At 67.6% G+C, this 21284-nt stretch carries 18 protein-coding genes; 9 read left to right on the top strand and 9 right to left on the bottom strand.

Annotated features, from left to right (window positions below):
• The first annotated feature begins 2 nt into the window (after positions 1 to 2).
• Positions 3 to 1334 carry a purine-cytosine permease family protein gene (locus tag AC1DDO_RS06880; protein ID WP_476866929.1) on the top strand — a complete coding sequence of 444 codons (1332 nt, stop codon included), beginning with the start codon at positions 3 to 5 and terminating at the stop codon, positions 1332 to 1334.
• A gap of 83 nt (positions 1335 to 1417) precedes the next feature.
• Here AC1DDO_RS06880 and AC1DDO_RS06875 read toward each other — a convergent pair whose 3' ends face one another.
• Together AC1DDO_RS06875 and AC1DDO_RS06870 are read right to left on the bottom strand one after the other, a co-directional pair.
• On the bottom strand, positions 1418 to 2473 hold the full coding sequence (locus AC1DDO_RS06875) for an FUSC family protein (RefSeq protein WP_476866930.1): 1056 nt from the start codon (positions 2471 to 2473) through the stop codon (positions 1418 to 1420).
• Between the two features lie 144 nt (positions 2474 to 2617).
• Positions 2618 to 4219 (bottom strand): MFS transporter, encoded by a 1602-nt coding sequence (locus AC1DDO_RS06870; RefSeq protein ID WP_476971631.1) that lies wholly within the window; start codon positions 4217 to 4219, stop codon positions 2618 to 2620.
• Between the two features lie 370 nt (positions 4220 to 4589).
• Here AC1DDO_RS06870 and AC1DDO_RS06865 point away from each other — a divergent pair, with 370 nt between their 5' ends.
• Positions 4590 to 4847, top strand: a complete 258-nt coding sequence (locus tag AC1DDO_RS06865) for a hypothetical protein (RefSeq protein ID WP_441408191.1) — start codon at positions 4590 to 4592, stop codon at positions 4845 to 4847.
• Between the two features lie 36 nt (positions 4848 to 4883).
• Here AC1DDO_RS06865 and AC1DDO_RS06860 read toward each other — a convergent pair whose 3' ends face one another.
• A complete protein-coding gene (locus tag AC1DDO_RS06860; RefSeq protein WP_476866932.1) occupies positions 4884 to 7565 on the bottom strand; it encodes an ATP-dependent DNA ligase in 2682 nt (893 codons plus the stop codon).
• A 40-nt stretch (positions 7566 to 7605) separates the two neighbouring features.
• Between AC1DDO_RS06860 and ku the strand changes: the two genes are divergently transcribed.
• Positions 7606 to 8601 (top strand): non-homologous end joining protein Ku, encoded by a 996-nt coding sequence (gene ku, locus AC1DDO_RS06855; RefSeq protein WP_476866933.1) that lies wholly within the window; start codon positions 7606 to 7608, stop codon positions 8599 to 8601.
• A 32-nt stretch (positions 8602 to 8633) separates the two neighbouring features.
• Here ku and AC1DDO_RS06850 read toward each other — a convergent pair whose 3' ends face one another.
• The 6 genes from AC1DDO_RS06850 to AC1DDO_RS06825 form a co-directional block, all read right to left on the bottom strand.
• Complete coding sequence (locus tag AC1DDO_RS06850; RefSeq protein ID WP_476866934.1) at positions 8634 to 8921, bottom strand: DUF7218 family protein; 288 nt, start codon at positions 8919 to 8921, stop codon at positions 8634 to 8636.
• Between the two features lie 235 nt (positions 8922 to 9156).
• Positions 9157 to 9438, bottom strand: coding sequence for an HPr family phosphocarrier protein (locus AC1DDO_RS06845; protein WP_018774864.1), 282 nt, complete (start codon positions 9436 to 9438; stop codon positions 9157 to 9159).
• Positions 9439 to 9507: 69 nt separating this feature from the next.
• Positions 9508 to 11589, bottom strand: coding sequence for a PTS fructose transporter subunit IIABC (locus tag AC1DDO_RS06840; RefSeq protein WP_476866935.1), 2082 nt, complete (start codon positions 11587 to 11589; stop codon positions 9508 to 9510).
• Between the two features lie 2 nt (positions 11590 to 11591).
• Positions 11592 to 12578: a 1-phosphofructokinase family hexose kinase gene (locus tag AC1DDO_RS06835; protein ID WP_476866936.1), complete on the bottom strand. Its 987-nt coding sequence runs from the start codon at positions 12576 to 12578 to the stop codon at positions 11592 to 11594.
• Positions 12575 to 13393: a DeoR/GlpR family DNA-binding transcription regulator gene (locus AC1DDO_RS06830; RefSeq protein WP_441408185.1), complete on the bottom strand. Its 819-nt coding sequence runs from the start codon at positions 13391 to 13393 to the stop codon at positions 12575 to 12577. The genes AC1DDO_RS06835 and AC1DDO_RS06830 overlap by 4 nt, the downstream gene beginning before the upstream one ends.
• Before the next feature lie 437 nt (positions 13394 to 13830).
• The gene (locus AC1DDO_RS06825; RefSeq protein WP_390201757.1) at positions 13831 to 14094 is read right to left on the bottom strand and encodes a DUF6458 family protein; all 264 of its coding nucleotides are present in this window, start codon (positions 14092 to 14094) and stop codon (positions 13831 to 13833) included.
• A 270-nt stretch (positions 14095 to 14364) separates the two neighbouring features.
• Here AC1DDO_RS06825 and AC1DDO_RS06820 point away from each other — a divergent pair, with 270 nt between their 5' ends.
• From AC1DDO_RS06820 to AC1DDO_RS06795, 6 genes are all read left to right on the top strand, one after another.
• The gene (locus tag AC1DDO_RS06820) at positions 14365 to 14982 is read left to right on the top strand and encodes an alpha/beta hydrolase (protein WP_476866937.1); all 618 of its coding nucleotides are present in this window, start codon (positions 14365 to 14367) and stop codon (positions 14980 to 14982) included.
• Between the two features lie 146 nt (positions 14983 to 15128).
• The gene (locus tag AC1DDO_RS06815; RefSeq protein WP_476866938.1) at positions 15129 to 16175 is read left to right on the top strand and encodes a LacI family DNA-binding transcriptional regulator; all 1047 of its coding nucleotides are present in this window, start codon (positions 15129 to 15131) and stop codon (positions 16173 to 16175) included.
• Between the two features lie 152 nt (positions 16176 to 16327).
• Positions 16328 to 17071 (top strand): HAD family hydrolase, encoded by a 744-nt coding sequence (locus AC1DDO_RS06810; protein ID WP_441408182.1) that lies wholly within the window; start codon positions 16328 to 16330, stop codon positions 17069 to 17071.
• A 59-nt stretch (positions 17072 to 17130) separates the two neighbouring features.
• A complete protein-coding gene (locus AC1DDO_RS06805; RefSeq protein ID WP_476971630.1) occupies positions 17131 to 19461 on the top strand; it encodes a glycoside hydrolase family 65 protein in 2331 nt (776 codons plus the stop codon).
• A gap of 91 nt (positions 19462 to 19552) precedes the next feature.
• A complete protein-coding gene (locus AC1DDO_RS06800; protein WP_476866940.1) occupies positions 19553 to 20440 on the top strand; it encodes a hypothetical protein in 888 nt (295 codons plus the stop codon).
• Complete coding sequence (locus AC1DDO_RS06795) at positions 20431 to 21180, top strand: LamB/YcsF family protein (protein ID WP_476866941.1); 750 nt, start codon at positions 20431 to 20433, stop codon at positions 21178 to 21180. Before AC1DDO_RS06800 ends, AC1DDO_RS06795 begins: the two co-directional genes overlap by 10 nt.
• The last annotated feature ends 104 nt before the right edge of the window (positions 21181 to 21284 follow it).

Genomic DNA, 21284 nt, shown 5'->3' with positions numbered 1-21284 from the left:
TCATGCCCGCGGATCAGCGGGTCGGCAAATGGTCGCTGACCATGGCTTGGTGGGCCCTTTTCTCGGCCATGTTCTGGATCTACGTGGCCGTCGCCTCGGCTGGCGCCGTGGGGGTACCTAACACCATCATCGGCATGGTCCTCACCATCGCCACCTACGGGATCATCAACCTGGTGCTATCGCGCTACGCTGCCCGGACCGGACTGACCGTGAGTGTTTTCTCCCGGACCCTGTTCGGGCTCCTGGGCTCGGCGCTCGCGTCACTGATCTTCGCCGCCACGGCGATTTACTACGCCGTCTTTGAAGGCTCCATCATCGCCGTCGCGTTCCACGAGTATTTTGGCGGCGACATCCTGATCTGGTACGCCGCAGTGGTGATCTATGCCGTTCCCCTGGCTGTCGGCGGCGTCCAGCACTGGCTGGACCGGCTCAATGGGTTCCTGCTGCCGTTCTATTTCGCGGGGCTCATTGCCGTCGTCGTCGCGGCGACCGTCATCCGCGGCGTGCCCACCAACTGGATCGGTGAGGCTGCGGCCAGTTCGGCGCTGCCCGGCTGGCTGACGTCCTACCTGATCTACATGGGCGTGTACATCATGATGATGTACACCTTCGACTACGCCCGGATGGGCAAACGCCAGGACCGGAAATTCCTCGGCAATGTCACCTTCGGTTGGGTGTTCTACGCCTTCACGTTCGGGCTGAACGGCCTGGTCGGCATCTACATCATGAGCGCCTGGGGCCTGGAGGCCTCGGAGACGGGCGTGGTCACGGCGTTCATCTCCTCGCTGGGAATCTGGGGCCTGCTGGTCATCTTCATCTCGCAGACCCGCATCAACACGGCCAACTACTTCCTCGCGTCGACAAATCTCTCAGCCTTCGCCCACCGCGTGTTCGGCCTCAATTTGCCACGGTATGTCTGGGTGATCACCGCTGGCGTGCTCGCATACCTGCTGATGCTCACGGACGTGCTGAGCTACCTGCTCAAGGCGCTGGCCTGGCAGGGAGTCTTTGTCACCGCCTGGGTGGCGATCGCGCTGACGTATATTGCCATCAACTGGAACGAGGAACGGTATTTCCCGGAAGTCCGGCCGGGCCGGCTGAAGCCGGTCACTGCCGGAGCTATCGCGTGGCTGATCGCCTCCGCCACCGGCATCCTGCTGACCGAGCAGACGGTGGTGCCCGTGGTCTCGCAACTGACGCCGTTGATCACCATGGCACTGGCCTCCGGCTTGTACTACGCCGCGTACAAACTGTCCCCGCCCCCTGTCATGGACGGGCATAAGGACCTCACGGCTCAGGAGCACGCCGAGCTCCTCGCAGCGGAGCCGCAGTAGCCGGACTGTCCGTGCGGCCGCTCGCGTCATCCTCCGCGGAAGATGACGCGAGCGGCCGCATGTCCTCTCCGGCGACTGGACCGTTACCGCCGTCGGCGGACCAGGACTACCACGAGGATCCCGACGGCGGCGCCCACCGCCGTCTCGATGGCCCGTTCGGCGATGAGGACATGGGGATCGGCTGGCGCGGCCAGCTGTCCGATCAGCAGGATCACCGGGGTGAAGGAGACCATGGCGAGGCCGTAATGCCGGGTCATGAACAACTCGGTGCTGAACTGCAGGCCAATCACCAGGAAGGCCAGCACGGCGGCCTCCTGTCCGGGGAAGGCCAACAGGGGCGACCCGGGCCACGGGAACAGGACGGTGGCGACCACCACGAGCCCCAGGAGGGTGCCGACGATCCGGTGGACGCCGCGGTACACGCTGCTGGGCAGGTCCGCCCCTGCAAGCGGCACGGCGGCCGCGGCCATGGCCCAGTGCGGGTGGCCGCTGCCGCTGAGGACCCCGACGGTCCCGGCGGCGCCGACGGCGGCAACATAGCGGGCGGCGTGCAGCCGCGCTGCCCGGCGGCTTGCGCCGTGAAGCAAGGTGACGTCCCGACGCCACCCGCTCTTCAGCCGGCTCCGCCACGTGCGGCTCAGGAACCATCCGCCGAAGCCCACCAAAATCGCGAATGTGGCAGATGCGGCGGCGATCAGGACGGCACCATGCCACGGCACTGCGGCCGGAACGGACGCGCACGCGCCCAGGGCCAGGATCCCGAAGAAGGGGCCGGCGGGTTTCAGGGCTGTCCTGTCCGTGAAAAGCGACCCCACGCCGGCAAACGCGGCCTCCGTGATCACCAGGGCCCACGAATGGATGTGCTGGACGGAGAGGAAGACGCCGACTCCCACGCCGGCGAGCAAGAGGACGGCCGCCTGGCCTTGATGGATGAGCCGGAGCTGGTGGGGCTCGGTGCGGCCATACATGCCCGTCAGCGCGCCGAAAACGGCGTAGCCGATCAGCTCCGGACGGCCGGCGGCCAGGAGCGCCAGGGTCGGCACGGCTACGCTGATCGCCACCCGCCAAGCCGACACGTGGTCCTTGTTGGCCGGGGCCAGGCTGTGCAGCGAACGGAGGTGGTGCAGCAGGGACGTCACAACTGCCTCCGTCTTCCTGGGACTGATAAGTGTGCGGACACGCCTAAGGCCTGCCCCGTACGCTTCCCCCAACGGGTAAGCATACGGAACAGGCCTCAAAGGGCGGGGCTATGGGCTACTGAGCCTGGATTGGGACCGGGCGGCTCAGGCTGGGGTCGGAACCTTTTCGGCTTCCCCGCGCCCTGCGGTGGAAGTTGCGGCCGCTGCGACCATGGGCATGTCCATGTGATCGAGATCGATCAGCGGGTTCTCATCCTGGGTCGCGACCAGTTCGCGGGCCTCGGCCTGGGTGTCCACGCTCGGCATGGAGCCAGGCAGCGGCATCTGGGCGGATTCCTTGAGGAAGTAGATCGCCACAGCGCCGATCGCCGAGGTGGCCATCAGGTAGTAGGCCGGCATCATGTCGTTGCCGGTTGCGTTGATCAGGGCGGCAACGATGAACGGCGTGGTTCCGCCGAAGATGGCCACCGAGAAGTTGTACGCGATGCCCATGGCGCCGTAGCGGCTGGCCGTCGGGAACTGGGCCGGCAGGGCCGAGGCCAGGTTGGCCACGTAGAAGGTCACCGGGAAGGCAATCAGGGACAGGCCGGCCAACGTGGACCAGATTTCGCCGATGCCGATCAACAGGAACGCGGGGGTGGCCAGGACGACGGTGCTGATGGCGCCGATCCACAGCACGGGGCGGCGGCCGATCCGGTCAGAGAGCTTGCCGGTCAGCGGGATGCAAAGGCTCATGATGACCAGCACGGGGATGGTCAGCAGGGTGCCGTGCAGCTCGTCGTAGCCCTTGGACTCCGTGAGGTACGTCGGCATGTAGGAGGTCAGGGCGTAGCCGGCGGTATTTGCGGCCGCCACCAGGATCATCGCGACGATAATGGAGCGCCAGTAGGCCTTCACGATGCCAACCGGGCCCTTGGAAGCTGCGGCGTCCGAGGCGGATGCATCCTTGGTGAGGCTCTCCTGGGCATCCAGGGTGGCCTGGAACTGAGGGGATTCCTCGATCTTGCTCCGGAAGTACACGGCGATCAGGCCAAGCGGACCGGCCAGGAGGAACGGAATCCTCCAGCCCCACTGCTCCATGGTGTCCTGGCCGAGAGTCAGCTGCAGCACGGAAACAAGCGCGGCACCGGCTGCGAAGCCGAGGTAGCTGCCCATGTCCAGGAAGCTGGCGAAGAAGCCGCGGCGTTTGTCTGGGGCGTACTCGCTCACGAACGTCGTGGCGCCGGCGTACTCGCCGCCGGTGGAGAAGCCCTGGATGACCTTGAACAGGACGAGCAGGACTGCGGCCCAGATGCCGATCTGTGCATAGCCGGGCAGGAGCCCGACGGCGAAGGTGCTGGCGGCCATGATCATCAGGGTCGCGGCGAGGACCTTCTGGCGGCCGACCTTGTCGCCAAGCCAGCCGAAGATGACTCCGCCGAGGGGGCGGGCGATGAAGGTGGCGGCGAAAGTTCCCAGCAGGAACAAGGTCTGGACGGACTTGTCCGCCTCCGGCAGGAATACCGGTCCCATGGTGGTGATCAGGTAGCCGAACACGCCGACGTCGTACCACTCCATGGTGTTACCCACGATGGTGCCGCCGAGCGCCTTCTTAAGCATCGGCTGGTCGACAACGTTCACGTCGGACTCACGGAGTCGACGGCGACGCAGCTTCGGTTTCTTCGCACCCTTTGGTGCAGCTTGGTTGGTTCCGCTGGCGTTTATAGCGCCTGCTGAAGAGTCGGTCATGCTTCGGTCTGTGGGCATTTGGGAAGCTCCTAGGGAGATCATTTGCTTGCGACTTGTAGCTGCCCCGCTCTGGGCAGGCTTTCAATTTTACGGGATTTCTCTGGAGTTTCCGAGTTCGGTGCCGTATGATCCCTCATTTCGGGTGGCATATAGGGGCAATCCGCAGAATTCTTTTGCCCGATTTCGCCGCGTGGTTACTGGGAAACGGCGAGGTTCGCGGCGCCGCGGCTAAAAATTTCCGCACCGGCCCCCGCAGGCGCGGGCTTTCGGGCCGGATTCGCGCCGCAGGAGAGCCCGCCACAGCCACTACAGACAACTCATCCCGGCCGTCCTACGATTGATGGACACTTCATTTCAAAGCGGTAATTTACAGCGGAAAGGAAGATCAATGGCGGACCATCAATTCGGAGAAGATATCGAGCCCGAGGTCGCGAGCCATCTCGCGCAATCCATGGCTGAAGCCCCCGGACCGGAGACCCTGCACCATGCTCCCCCCGGGCCGGGCCAGGGACAGCAGTGGCCGGACGGCAGCGGCAAGCAGCGTCACCCCAAGGACCGCGATACCGCCCGCGGGCGGCAGAGCCAGCAGGTGGCCGCCGGGGCCATGCACCGGCAGAGCCGTCCGCAGTTGCCCCACCACGACTAGCCCCATCACAACCGGTCCCGTGGCTAGGTTACGCAGCTAGGGGCCGGGGGCCGGGTCGACCACGACGTCGGCTGGCGCCTTATCCAGGCGCCAGCCGCGCCACACCGGGTGCCTGAGCTTCCCGGTACCGGTCCATTCCCCGAAGGTGACCTCGCCGACCAGTTTTGCGCTCACCCAGTGGGCGTCAGCGGCGTCCGCGCGGGGCACGTCCCGGAACGGGGAGGTCTTCCGTGGCAGGGCATCCAGTTGCTGCCTGAGTTCCTTGAGCTCACGGTCGCTGAAACCGCTGCCCACCCGCCCCACATAACGGAGTTTCGAACCGTCCGGAATCCCCAGCAGCAGCGAGCCCACGGAATCCCCGCGTTCGCCCCTTCCGGGCCGCCAGCCGCCCACCACCACCTCCTGGGTCCGCTCAATCTTGAGCTTGAGCCAGGACCGGCTGCGCTGGCCGACATAGCGCCCGTCCCGGCGCTTGGCCATGACACCCTCCAGCCCCAGCTCAGCGACGCTTTCCAGGATGTGCGAGGCGTCGCCCTCGATCACGCCTGAGAGCTCCACCGGGCCGGCGGAGGGGTGGAAGAACAGCTCGAGCCGGCGCCGGCGCTCGCCGAGCGGCAGGCGCCGCAGGTCCTCGCCGGCCTCGGAGAGCAGATCGAACAGCATCAGCCGCACCGGCGTCGAGGCCTGCGCCTTGCGGACGTCGGCGGCTTTGCTGAGTTTCATCCGTCCTTGAAGAAGGCCGAAGTCGGGCCGGCCGGAGCGTCCGACGGCGATGATCTCGCCATCGGCGACGAAGTCCTGTTCCGGCCAGCGGGACCGGTCCGTCAGTTCGGGGTAGCTCACGGACATGTCGATGCCGTTGCGGCTGATGAGCCGGATGCCCGTGGCGTCGCCGATGACCAGGGCCCGCACGCCGTCCCATTTGAGCTCGAACTGCCAGTCCAGGTCCGGCAGATCCGCCAGGGTCCCGGCGCTGGCAAGCATCGGACTGAACGCGGTCGACGATACAGTCGCGGACGAACTTGTGCCGCCGGTTGTGCTGCCGCCGGCGGCCCTGCCGGTTCCCGGGCCGCCCTCGCCGCGGTCGTGGTCTACGTCGGCTGCGCCCGCCTCGGCTGCGCCCGCCTCGGCTGCGCCTGCCTCGTCGTCGTCGTCCTCCTCGTCGTCGTCGTCCTCCTCGTCGTCGTCCGGTGCGCCGGCTGGGCGCCGGGCTCCCGGATGGTCTTTCGTCGAACCCGGCGGGTCCATCAGGTGGATGAGCCATTGGTCGTTGGCCTGGCCCGTGTGGATCAGGGCGAATCGTTGGGCCCCGCCCAGGCCCCCGCCCTCCGCACCGGTCAGGGTCGCGATGACCTCCTTGCCGGCGACCCACTTTTCGCAGTCATAGGTTCCGTGGTCCCAGATGCTGACTGTCCCGGCACCGTACTGGCCCTTGGGAATGTCGCCCTCGAAGTCGGCATAGTCCATCGGGTGGTCTTCGGTCTGGACCGCGAGGTGGTTGGTGGCCTTGCTGGTCGGAACGCCCCTGGGCAGCGCCCAGGACACCAGCACGCCGTCGCGTTCCAGCCGGAAGTCGTAATGCATCCGCCTGGCGTGGTGCTCCTGGATGACGAACTTCTCCCGCCGCGTCCCGCCGCCGTTTTCGGCGAGGTGACGTTCTGCAGTGAAGGGTTCGGGCGTGCCTGCCTTGTCCCGCTTGGTGCGGTATTCCTCCAGCCGGGGGTCGGTGTCGCCGCCGTCGCCAGCCTGCTCGGGAGGCGTTTCAGCCCCTCCGGCGAGGCGGTCCGCCCGGTGCCCGGCCGCGTGGCCCGCCGCGGCGCCGGCGTCGTGCCGCCCGCCGGAAACCGGAGCAAACGGATCCTTGCCCGCCGCCACGCGCTTCATCACCTCGTGGAAGTCCAACTGGTGCAGGGACGGGGAGCTGAGTTCGCGCCACGTGCGCGGCGCGGCCACAGTGGGCCGGAGCCGGCCGCGCAGCGAGTACGGCACAATCGTGGTCTTGGCGGCGTTGTTCTGGCTCCAGTCGACCAGCACCTTGCCTGTACGGAGCGCCTTTTTCATGTCGCTGACGGCCAGGCCAGGGTGGTCTGCTTCGAGTGAGCGGGCCAGTTCGTGGGCGAATTCGGAAATCTGATCCGAACTCTGGGAGCCGTCCAGTGCCGCGTAGAGGTGGATGCCCTTGCTGCCGCTCGTCACGGGCACGGGGTCGAGGCCCACATCCTGCAGGATGCTGCGTGCCAATTTGGCCACCTCGACACACTCCGCCAGGCCCGCACCTTCGCCCGGGTCCAGGTCCAGCACCAGCCGGTCGGGCGGGAGCGCATTGCCGTGGGAGTCCACCCGCCACTGGGGCACGTGGATCTCCAGGGCCGCGCTCTGGGCCAGCCAGATGAGCGTGGCCGGATCATTGACCAGGGGATATTGGATGGTCCGGTCTTTGTGCGTGATGGCGGCCCGGGGCACCCAGCCGGGGGAATGGTCCAGGTTCTTCTGGAAGAACATCTCGCCGGGAGCGTCGGCTGTCCCGACGCCGTGGACCCAGCGCTTCCGGGTAGCTGGCCGGTTGAGGGATGCCGGGATCAGCACCGGCGCGACGGCGGCGTAGTAGGCAATGACGTCGGCCTTGGTGGTGCCCGTCTCCGGATACATGATTTTTTCCAGGTTGGTGAGCGCCAGTTCGCGTCCGGCCACGCGGACGCGCTCTTTACCGTTGGCCAAAACCCTTCACCTCCGCGCCGCCGTGATGTTCACTTGATCCATGAGAGCCATCTGGAAAGGCGCAATAGCGTTCGGGCTGGTCAACGTGCCGGTGAAGGTCTACAGCGCCACCGAGGACCACGACATCAGCCTCCACCAGGTCCACAACGCCGACGGCGGCCGGATCCGCTACCAGCGCCGGTGCGAGGTCTGCAGCAAGGTAATCGAGTACGAGGACATCGACAGGGCGTATGAGGACGATGGCCGCACGGTGGTCCTGACCCGCGAGGAGCTCAAGTCCATCCCGGCGGAAAACAGCCACGAAATCGAAGTGGTCCAGTTCGTTCCCGCCGACCAGCTCGATCCCATGATGTTTGAGAAAAGCTACTACCTTGAACCGGACTCCAAGTCGCCCAAGGCCTATGTGCTGCTGCGTCGCGCCCTGGAGGACACGGACCGGGTGGCGATTGTGCAGTTCGCGCTCCGGGACAAGACCCGGCTCGGCGCGCTGAGGATTCGCGACGACGTCCTGGTGCTGCAGTCGCTGTTGTGGTCCGACGAGGTCCGCGAGGCCAGCTTCCCCGCCCTCGAGACCTCCATCCGGATTTCGGCGCAGGAACGGGAGATGTCCGCCGCCCTTGTTGACTCGATGGCCTCCGACTTTGAGCCGGACCAGTTCACGGACGAATATCAGGAACAGTTGCGCCAGCTGATCGAGGCGAAGCTGGACAAGGGGGAGTCGCTGGATACGGAGGAGACCTTCGGCGCTCCGGTCGAGACTGGCGAGGGCGAAGTGATCGACCTGATGGAAGCCCTCAAGCGCAGCATCGAGAAAAAGCGCGGAGGGACCGCCGAGGCCCCGGCCAAAGCCTCCGGTCCTGCGGCCAAGGCCGCCCCGAAGGCCGCCCCCAAGACGGCGGCGGCTAAGTCCGCCGTCGCCGATTCGGCCGCCACCAAACGGGCGACTGCCAAGACCGCTACCACCAGGACGGCGTCCACCAAGACCGCAGCGGATTCCAAGGCGCCAGCCGCGAAGACAGCCCGAAAGGGTGCCTGAGGCCGGAATCGGGGAGGCCGCGGCCATCGCGGTCAGGAGTTCCGCAGGGCGGAGATAAGCTCGCTCTTCTTCTTGGCCGAGTAGCCGGTCAGGCCGATCTCCTTGGCTCGTGCCTTCAGTTGCGGCACGGTCCAGTCCTGATAGTCGCCGGCCTTGCCGCCCTTGCGGCCTACCTCGGAACGCCCGCGCTTGGCCGCGGCGTTGGAGACCCTTGCCGCCTTTTGCTTGGAGGCGCCGTCCTCGAGCAGCTTCTCGTAGAGCTCGGGATCCTTGATGCTGGGGCTCTCGGAACCACTCGGTTCACCCTTCTTCGCTGGCATGGCTACGCGTTCATCTCCTTCGGCACGAACACCTCCGAGGCGGCCCGCGGACAGTGCGGCCGCGGATTCCAAACTAGCGGCGCCGCCGGCCGGTGACAAGCACTTACTAAGGCCCCTTACAAAAGTTGCCCTGACGCTCCGCCGGCAGGCAACGCGAAGGCCCGGCCGGCCCCTCATCGGGGGCGGCCGGGCCTTCTACTGCTGCCGGTTTTCCGGCGGGCGCCGGAAGGTGAGGCTATTCGGCGTCGTGATCCGTCTCAAGGATCTGCACGAGGCGGTCCAGTGCCGCGTCGGCGCCTTCGCCCTCGGCACGCAACACCACAACCTCGCCGTGGGAGGCGCCCAGGCTCATCAGCGACAGGATGCTGGCGGCGTCCATGGCCTCGTCCTCCGGTTCGCCCAGGCGGGCGATCGTGATCTCGAGGTTGTCGAACTCGCCTGCAGCCTCGGCGAAGATGGCTGCCGGACGGGCATGCAGCCCAACGCGGCTGGCAATGGTGGCGTTACGTTCGGTCATTTCTGCTCCTTGAAGTCAGCTTGGGTGTATATCAGCTGTGGGTATCTGCTTGAAAAATCGTGCACCGGTTCAGACGGCTACGGGAACCGTTTCCACCGTATCAACCGGCTTCTTGACTGCCCAGCGCTTGAGCGCGATCACTGCGAAGGCACTCACGACGGTACCGGCCGCAATGGCGACGACGAACATCAGGAAGGGATCGATCGCGAAGAAGACGAAGATTCCACCGTGCGGGGCCTTGGACCCCACGCCCGCCGCCATCGAGATGGCGCCGGTCACGGCTCCGCCGAGCATGCTGGCGGGGATGACGCGCAGCGGGTCGGCGGCGGCGAACGGAATCGCGCCTTCGGAGATGAACGAGGCTCCCAGCAGCCAGGCGGCCTTGCCGTTTTCCTGTTCCGCGAGGCTGAAGAGCTTCTTGTTCAGCACGGTCGCAGCCAGTGCCATGGCCAGCGGCGGGACCATGCCGGAGGCCATGACGGCTGCCATGATCTGCCACGGTGCCTGGTTGGTGATCGAGGCGGCACCCAGGCCGGCCACGGCGAAGGAGTAGGCAACCTTGTTGACCGGACCGCCGAGGTCGAAGCACATCATCAGGCCGAGGACAATGCCCAGGGCGATGGCGCTGGCACCGGTCAGGCTGGACAGCCAGTTGTTGAGCCCGACGGTGACCGCGGCGACGTACCTGCCCAGGAAAATGAAGAGCAGGCCGGACGCCGCGATGGACGCCACGAGCGGGATGATAACCACCGGCATGAGGCCGCGCAGCCAGCGGGCCACGGTGAGCTTGCCGATCTCATGTGCCACGTAGCCGGCGATCAGGCCGCCCACGATGCCGCCAAGGAACCCTGCGCCCATGAAGACGGCTACGGCGCCGGACACGAAGCCCGGGGCGATGCCCGGCCGGTCAGCGATGGCGTAGGCGATGTAGCCGGCCAGTGCGGGAACGAGGAAGCCGAGGGACAGAGCGCCGATCTTGAAGAACACGGCACCCAGGAAGGCGCCCAGCGGGCCCCACGCCAGCGCCGGGTAAACGGTGGGCAGGTTGAAGAGGCTGTTTTCCGCCAGGATCTTGTCCGCGAAGGCCGTGATGTCGTAGCCGCCCAGCAGGAAGCCGAGGGCGATCAGCAGACCGCCGCCCGCCACGAACGGGATCATGTAGCTGACACCGGTGAGCAGCGCCTTCTTCAGTTTCGTGCCGATATGTTCGCCCTTTTCCTCGGCGTTGTGTTCGGCCTGGTCCTCCGCGAAGTGCGGGACGCGGCGGGCGTGCGGGTTGTCCGCGGCCGCCAGTGCTTCCGCAACCATCTTGTCCGGTTCGTCAATGCCGCGCTTGACCGGCGCGTTGATCACCGGCATGCCCGCGAAGCGCTCCTTGCCGCGCACATCCACGTCCACGGCGAAGATTACGGCGTCGGCGGCGGCGATCACGGCGGGGTCAAGGGCCTTGGCGCCTGAGGATCCCTGGGTTTCCACCTGCAGGTCCACGCCGACTTCTTTGGCCGCGGCGACGAGCGAGTCGGCGGCCATGTAGGTGTGGGCGATGCCGGTGGGGCAGGCCGTCACCGCGACGAGACGCTTGGGGCCCTTGGCCTTCCCTGCACCTTCCGCACCTGCGCCCGCGGCGGCTCCTGCTGCGGCACCCGCAGCACCCGCGGAAGCGGCCGCAGCGGCTTCGGCAGGGGCGTGGGCGGCCGGCTTGTCCGCCAGGGCGGCTTCGACGAGCTCGACGATCTCCGCCGGGGAGGTCGCGGCGCGCAAGCTGGCTGTGAAGTCCTTCTTGATCAGCGACCGCGCCAGCTTCGAGAGCAGCTTCAGGTGCTCCTGGTCCGCACCTTCAGGGGCGGCGATAAAGAAGATGATGTCCGCGGGGCCGTCCTTGGCGCCGAAGTCCACCGGCTGGGACAGCCGCGCCATCGCTAGCGTGGGTTCGGTGACCGCCGTCGAACGGCAGTGCGGGATAGCGATGCCGCCCGGCACACCCGTGGCGGTCTTCGATTCCCGGGCAAAGGCGTCGGCGAAGAGGCCCTGGGCCTCCGTGGCGCGTCCGGTGCCGGCAACTCTGCCTGCCAGATGCCGGATCACGTCCTCGGGCGAGCTGCCCAGATTCTGGTCGAGCTCGACCAGTTCGGTAGTAATGAGCTGTGTCACTGTCAATCCTTCCGGAGGGCCGTGATGGTTACGGCATCAGGGGTGGTTTGGTTGACTGCCGGGACAGTGGAGCCAGGCAGGGAAGCGGCGGCGGCACCATGGGCCACCGCCTGTCGGAGACAATCGACCGGGGCGGCGCCCTGGCTGGATGCGAGCAGGTATCCGGCCAGCGACGAATCGCCGGCGCCGACAGTGCTGACCGCGGTGACCGGCGGATGCGTGGCCAGCCACGCGCCGTCGGCCGTCACAAGAACGGCACCCTTTGAGCCGAGGGTGGCCAGTACAGCACCCACTCCGGAGCGCACGACGGCGGAGGCGGCCGCTGCTGCAGCCTCCGGGTCCGCTTCTAGCTCCTCGGCGGATTTGTTCGTGGCGAACCCGGCTGCTGCAGCCAGTTCCACCAGTTCCTCGGCGTTGGGCTTCAAGAGGTCCGGCTTGCCCGAGGTATCGCCGGAGACCGCTGCGGCGAGGGGTTCGCCGGATGAGTCGACGGCGACCCGTGGTGCGGCCTCGCCGTCGAACATGGAGCGCAGCCGCCGGGTGACGGTCGCGTAGAAGTCGGCGGGAACCCCGGGTGGGAGCGAGCCGGCAAGGACCACCCAGGCGGCGCCGCGGGCGTGGTCCAGCAGGAGGCTGATCAGGGCTTCCTGCTGGTCCCCGCTGAGGACCGGTCCGGGTTCGTTGATCTTGGTGGTGACGCCGCCGGGCTCGGTGAGGGCCACGTTGCTGCGCAGCGGCTCGCCGATCGGGAGGGCCGCGAACGGCACCTCGGTCTCCCGAAGGCCGTTCAGGACCGGGTCGGCCTCGGCGCCGGGGAGGACGGCGATTGTCTTCAGCCCCGAGGCGACCAGGGCGCGGGAGACGTTGACTCCCTTGCCTCCGGATTCCTGGCGGACGGAGATGGCCCGCTGGACTTCGCCGCGGAGGAGGGGGCCGGGCAGCGCTACGGTGCGGTCCAGGCTGGGGTTGGCGGTGAGGGTGACAATCACGCGACCACCACCTCCACTCCGGCTTCCGCAAGGGCGTCGGCGAGTTCCCGGCTGGGTTGCGTGTCTGTGATCACGGTGTCCAGATCTTTCAACGAGGCGAACTGGACAAGCGTCTCCGCGTCCAGCTTGGAGGAATCAACCAGCACCACAATGCGGCGGGCTGATTGGACGAAGGCAGCCTTGACCGCGGCTTCTTCAGGATCGGGTGTGCTCAGCCCGAAGGCTGCATGAATGCCGTTGGTGCCGATAAAGGCGATGTCCGGGCGGATCCGGCGGGCGGCCTCCACGGTGGACTGGCCGACGGCGGCCTGGGTCAGGCCGCGGACCTTGCCGCCGAGCAGGTGCAGTGCGATGCCGGGCTCGCCGGACAGGCGGGACGCGATGGGCAGGGAGTGGGTGATGACGACGAGTTCGGCGTCGGCCCCGGACGCCGGCAGGCTGCCCGACGCGGCGGCTCCGGCGGCCCGGGCGGACAGGAGTTCGGCGAGGGCCTCCGTGGTGGAACCGGCGTCGATCAGGATGCTGCCGGTGAGGCCCGGGGGCATGAGGGCCAGGGCGGCCTCGGCAATGCGGATCTTCTCGGGCTGCCGCTGCACGGTCCGCTCGAGGATGCTTTCTTCGGTGGTGCTGAAGCGGTCTGCCGAGACGGCGCCGCCGTGAACCCGGCGCACGCTGCCCGCGGCTTCCAGTGCGGCGAGGTCCCGGCGGACAGTTTCGGTGGTGATGCTGAAGCGCTCGGCCAGGTCGGTGACGCTGGCGCGGCCGCTGGCGGAGATGAGCCCCACGATCAGCTGCTGGCGTTCTTCGGCGAACACTTACCCTCCATTGCGTACTGCGTCTGTCCCGGTTATTGCCGTAGTGCCGGAGCGTTGGTTCTGCGGAACGTGCTGCCGCGGGATTCGCCCCTGCCGCTTCGGTGACTCCCGTCACATGAAGTGGAATTGTTTGACTTTATCTTCGTTCGTGTTGGTTTGTCAATGAAAAACCACACGAACGCAGAAATCTGTTTCCCGGGGCCGGGGGGCATGTCCAGTGGCGGGGCGGGGAGTGGCGGGCTGGGTGCTGGGTGACATGTCCAGTGGTGGGGCCGGGGAATGGGCAGGTTGGGGTTATGTCCATTGCTGGCCGCGGGGGCTGGGCATGTGCCGTGCCCAGGGCGTGGCTTAAATGGCGGAAGCCGGGACCGGGCAGGAGGCCCGGCCCGGCTTCCGGGTCGTCGAATTCCACGCTGCGACGGGAGCGCGGGTGGGGCTCAGATGCCCGCGTCGCGGCTCTCATTGCGAGTGATGGTCTCGCCGGTGTTGGGGTCCACAACCGTCCGGCTTTCGCTGACCCGGCGCGTGCGGCCGCGTCCGGGGGAGGCGAGGACAAGGGACGCGATCAGTCCAATCACGCCGACCGCCATGAGGATGTAGCCGATCATGGCCTGGTTAACGTTGGGAATCAGCCCGGGAGCGACGGCCCAGGCGAGGATCGCGCCGATGGCAATGAGGAAGATTGCGGAACCGATTCTCATAACGTGCTCCTTGGTGCCCCCGGGGGCCGATTTGGTGATGATAAGCATGCTGTCCAGCGTCACGCTACAACCCCGCCCCCGCCGATTCAATGAAACGGCCTCCGGCTGGCCGGGATTTCCGCACCGATTCCAGACATCCGCCCCGGTTTCGGACGGCCGCGCCGCGGATCCGGGGGCGGAAGTCCGTTTCCGCCGCGGAACCCGGGGGCCAGGGATCCCGCGCCGGACCTGCTGCGCGGAGGGCGCGGCCGCGCTGGATAGGCTGTGCCCATGGAGACGGTCGTCTGGTCAAAACCCGAACACGAACGCGCCGGCACGCCGCTGCTGGTGATGCTGCACGGATACGGCACTGACGAGTCCCGGATGTCCAAGCTGTTCAGCGCCCTGCCGCCGGAGTTCAGCTGCGCCGCCCTGCGCGGGCCCAAGGACATTGGGGACCACCACGGCTGGTTCCTGCTGGACTACTTCCTTACCCACGACTTCGCCGATGTCATCGCCTCCACGAACGCGGTTTTCGCGTGGATCGAGTCGGTCAAGGCCCGGCACAGCAGCGTCAGCCTGTTCGGATTTTCGCAGGGGATGGCCATGGCCAGCACGCTTCTGCGGCTCCGGCCGGAACAGTTCCGCGCGGTGGTCGGGCTCTCGGGCTTTGTCCTGGACAACGAACTGCTGGCCATGAGCGAATCCTTCACCTCCCGGCCACCGTTCTTCTGGGGCAGGGACAAGGGGGACGTCGTTATCAACGACGCCGCCACCGAACACACCGAGGAGTGGCTGGAGCGGAACACCCAGCTGACGGCCCGGACCTACCCCGGCATGGGGCATTCGATTTCGAAGGCCGAACTTATCGACGTCAGCGCCTTCCTGCGGCACTACATCCTGCACTGACCTGCAAGGACCTGCGTCCCCGCGCCGGCTCCCGCGCTGCTCAGGCGCCGGATCATCCACTTGCATGCCTAATTTGTAAGCGTTTACAATCGACCTCGGCCATGAACACCGGGCCCACTACTTCGGGGGGAGAAAGGGCTGAGCCCGTGCCGCAGGCCAAGACCCCGCGCGTCACCATCCAGGACGTCGCCGCACTCTCCGGGCTCTCCATTTGCACCGTATCCCGGGCGCTCCGCCAGCTTCCCAACGTCTCCGCGCAGGCCAAGGCGCGGGTCGGCGACGCGGCGGCCCAGCTGGGCTACAAAGCCTCGTCGGCAGCCTCCCGGTTGGCCGGCGGCAACACCGGCTCCGTGGCCATCATCGCGCCGTCCGCCACGGCATGGTTCTTCGCCCGGGCTGTGGAAGCTGCCGAGGAAGTCTTCGCAGACAGCGGCTATGACACCGTCCTGATCAGCCTCCGGAACCGGCCCAGCGTGCAGCAGAAGCTTTTCGGCGACCTCGCGGCCCTGGCGCAGCGCGTGGACGGCGTACTGCTGCTCAACATCGCCCTCGGTGAGGCCGACATGTCCGCGCTCGCCGCGTCGGGGCTCGCCGTGGCCAGCGTCGGGATGCACGGCGTGCCGTGGGACAACGTGGGCATCGACAACGCCGAAGCCGCCCGCACCGCCACCAACCACCTGTTGGATTTGGGCCACAGAGACCTTGCCATCCTCGCCGGCAGCGAGACCGGGGCGCCCTCCCTGGTGACCGCCGGCGAGCGGCGGCGCGGCTTCGAGCTGGCCCTGGCCGGCCGCGGCCTCGCGGTTGATCCGGACCTCGTGCTCGACGCCGGCTCCAGCATCGAAGGCGGCCGGCTGGCCATGGTGGAGCTCGTGGAAAACCGTGGAATGCCGTCCGCGATCTTCGCCGGGTGCGACGAAACAGCCTTCGGTGCCCTTATGGCCCTGAGGGAGCTCGGTTTGTCAGCGCCGGAAAACGTGTCCATCATAGGAATAGACGATCATCAGATGAGTTGGTTCCTGGGCTTGACCACAATTGCCCAGCCGGTGGCCGACCAGGGCGCTTTCGCGGCCAACCTGCTGATTGACAGACTTCATCGCTCGGGACTTCCCAATCCACCGCTTGCCAGCCCGCCGTCGAACCATGTGCTGGACACCAAACTGGTGGAGCGCTCGAGCACCGGCCGCCGTTGATTCTGGCGGCGCCCGCCGCGGAACGGCCCAAACAGGGCAGCGACCACCACGGCCGCCGTCGCGCCGGAAAATGATGCCTTGACCTACAGCCCCAAACCACAGCTTTGAACAAAACCCTCTTGCCTGCCCGTCGTCTGAAAGGACTTTGACTCATGACTGCAGCACCCGACACCTCCGGCCTCGCCGGTGCGCTCTCCGGCGCCTCCGCCATCCTTTTTGATCTCGACGGCGTACTGACGCCCACCGCGGTGGTGCACGAGCAAGCCTGGAAGCAGCTCTTCGACGGCTACCTGGCCTCGGTCCCCGGGGCGGCGCCGTACAGCGAGAGCGACTACTTCGACCACATCGACGGCAAGCCGCGGTTCGACGGAGTCCGGGACTTCCTGGCCTCCCGCGGAATCGTGCTGCCCGAGGGTCCGGCAGATGACGAGCCGGCGCATGAGACCGTCCATGGACTGGGCAACCGCAAGAACAAGGTCTTCAACGACATCGTGGAGGCCGGCGGAGTCCAGCCCTACGAGGGCTCCGTCCGGCTGGTCGACGCCGCGCTGGCCCGCGGACTCAAACTCGCCGTCGTCTCCTCCTCCCGCAATGCCCCGGCCGTGCTCAAGGCTGCCGGGCTGTCCGATTACTTCCCCGTCGTCGTTGACGGCGTTGTCGCGGTCGCCCAGGGGCTGCCCGGCAAGCCCAGCCCGGCCACCTACGAATATGCCGCCCGGCTCCTGGACCTTCCGAGCCAGGACTGCGTCGTGGTGGAGGACGCCGTCTCCGGCGTCCAGGCAGGCAGCGCGGGAGACTTCCGCTCGGTGATCGGCGTCGACCGTGGCGCCGGCCGCCAGACCCTGCTCGACGCCGGTGCCACGGTAGTGGTCAACGACCTCGCCGAACTGCTCTAGCCCGGCGCACCGCCGCCCACCAGCACTGCCCACACCCGCCGAAGGAACCCCCCCAAACCATGGCTCTCATCACCTCGGACCGCGCCCGGTTCCCCAACGATCCCTGGCAGCTGGTCGAAACCGTCCATCTGCCCGGCAACGCCGGCACCCTGGAGACCCTGTTCAGCCTCGGCAACGGGCACCTGGGCATCCGCGGCGCGCACTGGGGCGCCGCCGACGCCGAACTTCCCGGCAGCTTCATCAACGGCTTCCACGAAACCTGGGACATCAAGCACGCGGAAAACGCCTACGGCTTCGCCCGCACCGGGCAGCGGATCCTCTACGTCCCGGACGCCAACAACTTCACCGTCATCATCGACGGCGAGCCGCTGAGTCTGGAGGAGTCCACCGTGCTGGACTACCGCCGCAGCGTGGACTTCGCCACCGGAATCTACGAGTGCCGGATCACCTGGCAGTGCCGCTCCGGCGCCACCGTCACCACCACCGAACGCCGTGCGGTGGGCTACGAATCCCGCGGCGCGCTCGGCATTTCGCTCGAACTCGTCGCCGACAGGGATATCTCCGCGGATGTCACGTCCTCGGTCATCAACCGCCAGGACCAGCCGGTGGAGGACCACTCCGCCCACGATCCGCGCCGCGCCGGCCGGCACGCCGGGCGGGTGCTGCTGCCCTTACGGCTCGACGGCGGGGACGGCTCACTGCGACTGTCCTGGGAAGCCTCGGAATCCAAGCAGCGGCTCGGGATGGCCGTGGACCACTGGACCTCGGCCGATGTGCAGCCGTTCGACACCCAGGTGGACCAGGACGACAGCAGCGTCCGCTACGTCCTCGCCGTCAGCGCGGACGCACCGTTCGTGCTGGAGAAGAGCGTCAGCTACGCCGTGGGCCAGGCCGTCGAGGACCTCGCGGACAGCGCCGAAGCCGGCCTCAAACCGGTCAGCGAAATCTTCACCCAGAGCGAGGACCACTACCGCGCCTACTGGAGCACCAGCGACATCGTGGTGGCCGGCCAGCCCGAACTGCAGCAGGGCGTCCGCTGGAACCTCTTCCAGCTCGCCCAGGCCACGGCCTGCGCCGATGTGGCCGGCATCCCGGCCAAGGGCGTGTCCGGCTCCGGCTATGACGGACACTACTTCTGGGACCAGGAAGTGTACCTCCTGCCCTACCTGACCTACACGAACCCGGGCAACGCCCGCCAGGTCCTCGAATTCCGCCACAACCTCCTGCCCGAGGCGAAGATCCGCGCCAAGGAGCTCAGCGTGGACGGCGCCCTCTTCCCCTGGCGCACCATCAACGGGCTCGAGGCCAGCGCCTACTACGCGGCCGGCACCGCGCAGTTCCACATCGCCGCCGCGATCGCCTTCGCGACCAACCGGTACATCTGGGCCAGCGGGGACAGTGAATTCCACGAAACCCTGGGCTCCGAGCTGCTGATCGAAACCGCGCGCATGTGGGTGTCCCTGGGCTTCTTCGGCAAGGACGGGCTCTTCCACATCCACGGCGTCACGGGCCCGGACGAATACACCGCGGTGGTCAACGACAACCTCTATACTAACGTCATGGCCCGCTTCAACCTCCGGGCCGCCGCCGCGCTGGACCACCCCGAGATCGGCGACGCCGAGCGCGAGCTCTGGGAACAAGCCGCCACCCGCATGCACATGCCCTATGACGAGGACCTCCAGGTCCACTCCCAGGACAACGACTTCATGACCCTGGAGCCGTGGGACTGGGCCACGCCCCGGTCAGAGTACCCGCTCCTGCTGCACTTCCACCCGCTGGTGATCTACCGGCACCAGGTCCTGAAGCAGGCCGACACCGTGCTGGCCATGTTCCTGCAGTGGCAGGACTTCACGGCCGAGGAAAAGCGCCGCGCCTTTGATTTCTACGACCCCATCACCACCGGCGACTCCACCCTGTCCGCCTGCGTCCAGGGCATCATGGCCGCCGAGGTCGGCTACGGCAAGGCCGCGCTGGACCACTTCACCCACGCCCTGTTCATCGACCTCGACGACACCCACGGCAACACGATCGACGGCGTCCACATCGCCTCCACCGGCGGGGTGTGGAGCTCGCTGGTCAGCGGCTTTGCCGGGCTCCGGGACCAGGGCGCGGTACCGTACTTCGATCCGCGCCTGCCTGCCGAATGGGACGGACTCGAATTCCACCTGAAGATCCAGGGCCGACTCCTGCACATTGGGCTGGAGCAGGGATCGATCACCCTGACCGTCCGCGACGGCGCACCGCTGGAAGTCGACGTGCGCGGGGAACTGCTCACCGTCGACGCCGGCCCGGTCCGCGTCGCGCTGGCGCCCGTAACGGCACCCGAGCCCACCATCTTCCCCAGCGGCCTTCCGACGGCGTCGATCCCGGTGGTGCGCGCCGCAGTCTGAGGCGCCCCAACGGGCCGGAGGGAACCCGGCATGCCCGGGCCGTGCCCTAGTGTTAAGTGAACTTACTTTCCGGTTCCGACGAGAGGCGATCATGGCCAAGCGCAGCAACCCGGCAATCAAGGTTGCCCAGCAGACAGCCCACAGCGCGATGTTCGACGCCGCGGGCCGGCCCCGGCCCGGGCTCCACAAGGTGCTCCTGCGGGCCGTTGAAATCCAGCGGCCACTGGTGCTGGCCAACATCCGCAGGCTCCAGCGCAGGCACCCGCAGGCCACGGCGGCGCAGCTCGCAGCCATCCTGGAGCGCGACTACCTGCTGGCCGTCACCGGCGGCGGGGCCCTGGTAGGCGGAGCGGCCGTCATCCCGGGCGTCGGAACTGCCGCCGCCCTCGGCCTGTCGGCCGCCGCGGCCGTCGGGTTCCTCGAAGCCACCGCCCTGTTCTCCACGGCGCTTGCGGAACTGCATGGCGTGAGGATGGTTGATCCGGACCGGGCCAGCACGCTGGTCATGGCGATCATGCTGGGCGAGGAAGGAACCGAGCTTCTGAGCTCGTTGAGCGGGCAAGTAGCCGGCCGCGGCAGGGGGCCGTCCCAGGCCTGGACCGCGGCTTTCACCCGCAGTGTCCCCTTCGCCGGCTTCGGCGCGGTGCGCGCCAAGATCCAGACGATGTTCCTGCGCTCCCTGCTCAAGACCCAGGGCACAGCCTGGCTGGGCCGCGCGCTGCCCTTTGGCATCGGCGCCGTCGTCGGCGGCGTCGGCAACCGGGTCATGGGCCACGCCGTCGTCGCGAATGCCCGCGAAGCGTTCGGCCCCATGCCGGACACCATTCCCGGAGAGTTGCGTGCCCTCGCGAAGACCACCGGGCCGCTGGCGCTCTACGACACTGAACCGGACCCGGCCCCGGGCCCGCCGGTGGTGACGCCGCCAGACAGCGGCGCCCCGAAGGCTACAACGAAGGATGGCGGCACGTTTTGGATCTGAACGCAGACCTGGGGGAGTCCTTCGGGACCTGGACCAAGGGCGAGGATGCGGCGATGTTCCCACTCGTCACGAGCGCCAGCGTGGCCTGCGGGATGCACGCCGGCGACCCCGTGACCATGCTGGACACCTGCCGGGCCGCCTACGAGCTTGACGTCAAGGTCGGCGCCCACCTTGGTTACCCGGATCTGGCCGGCTTCGGCCTGCGCTCGCTGGAGATGACCTTTGATGATCTGTTCGGCGCGGTGCTGTACCAGCTCGGCGCGCTCGACGGCGTGGCCCATGCCGTTGGTGCCTCGGTGGACTACGTCAAGCTGCACGGGGCGCTCTATGACCGCACCGTGCGCGACCCCGAGCAGGCCTCCGCCGTGATCGCCGCCATCCAGGCCTACGATCCCGGGCTGCCCGTCCTGGGTTTCCCCGGCTCGGCGTTGCTGGACATCGCACGGGAGGCCGGGCACCCCGTCTTCGCCGAGGCCTTCGCCGACCGCGCCTATCTCCCGGACGGGACCCTGGTGCCGCGGGCTGAGGAGGGTGCCGTGCTGCTCGACGCCGGCGAGGTCACCGAGCGGGCGGTCCGGCTCGCGACCAAGGGTGAGGTCGTGGCGGTGGACAGCTCCGTGATCACGGTGCGGGCAGATTCGCTGTGCCTGCACGCGGACACCCCCGGCTCCGTCAGCGTGGCCGCCGCCGTGCGGGCCGGGCTGACGGCTGCCGGCGTGGAGCTCGAGAGCTTCGCCTGAGCACTGAACATGCAGCACTGAACATGCAGGACTGAAAATTGGACGCCCGAATACTGAATCCTACACACGGCGTCCGGGGACCATATCCGGCACCGGGCGGGGTC

This window comes from Arthrobacter sp. 10N43 (assembly GCF_056394525.1).
This window is presented reverse-complemented; position numbering and strand designations above follow the sequence as displayed.

Excerpts from the sequence above, each read along its gene's own strand:
- AC1DDO_RS06800 (WP_476866940.1), top strand. The coding sequence starts at position 19,553 with ATGGCCAAGCGCAGCAACCCGGCAATCAAGGTTGCCCAGCAGACAGCC.
- AC1DDO_RS06825 (WP_390201757.1), bottom strand. The coding sequence starts at position 14,094 with ATGAGAATCGGTTCCGCAATCTTCCTCATTGCCATCGGCGCGATCCTC.
- AC1DDO_RS06865 (WP_441408191.1), top strand. The coding sequence starts at position 4,590 with ATGGCGGACCATCAATTCGGAGAAGATATCGAGCCCGAGGTCGCGAGC.
- AC1DDO_RS06805 (WP_476971630.1), top strand. The coding sequence starts at position 17,131 with ATGGCTCTCATCACCTCGGACCGCGCCCGGTTCCCCAACGATCCCTGG.
- AC1DDO_RS06845 (WP_018774864.1), bottom strand. The coding sequence starts at position 9,438 with ATGACCGAACGTAACGCCACCATTGCCAGCCGCGTTGGGCTGCATGCC.
- AC1DDO_RS06820 (WP_476866937.1), top strand. The coding sequence starts at position 14,365 with ATGGAGACGGTCGTCTGGTCAAAACCCGAACACGAACGCGCCGGCACG.
- AC1DDO_RS06850 (WP_476866934.1), bottom strand. The coding sequence starts at position 8,921 with ATGCCAGCGAAGAAGGGTGAACCGAGTGGTTCCGAGAGCCCCAGCATC.
- AC1DDO_RS06880 (WP_476866929.1), top strand. The coding sequence starts at position 3 with ATGCCCGCGGATCAGCGGGTCGGCAAATGGTCGCTGACCATGGCTTGG.
- AC1DDO_RS06810 (WP_441408182.1), top strand. The coding sequence starts at position 16,328 with ATGACTGCAGCACCCGACACCTCCGGCCTCGCCGGTGCGCTCTCCGGC.
- ku (WP_476866933.1), top strand. The coding sequence starts at position 7,606 with ATGAGAGCCATCTGGAAAGGCGCAATAGCGTTCGGGCTGGTCAACGTG.
- AC1DDO_RS06870 (WP_476971631.1), bottom strand. The coding sequence starts at position 4,219 with ATGCCCACAGACCGAAGCATGACCGACTCTTCAGCAGGCGCTATAAAC.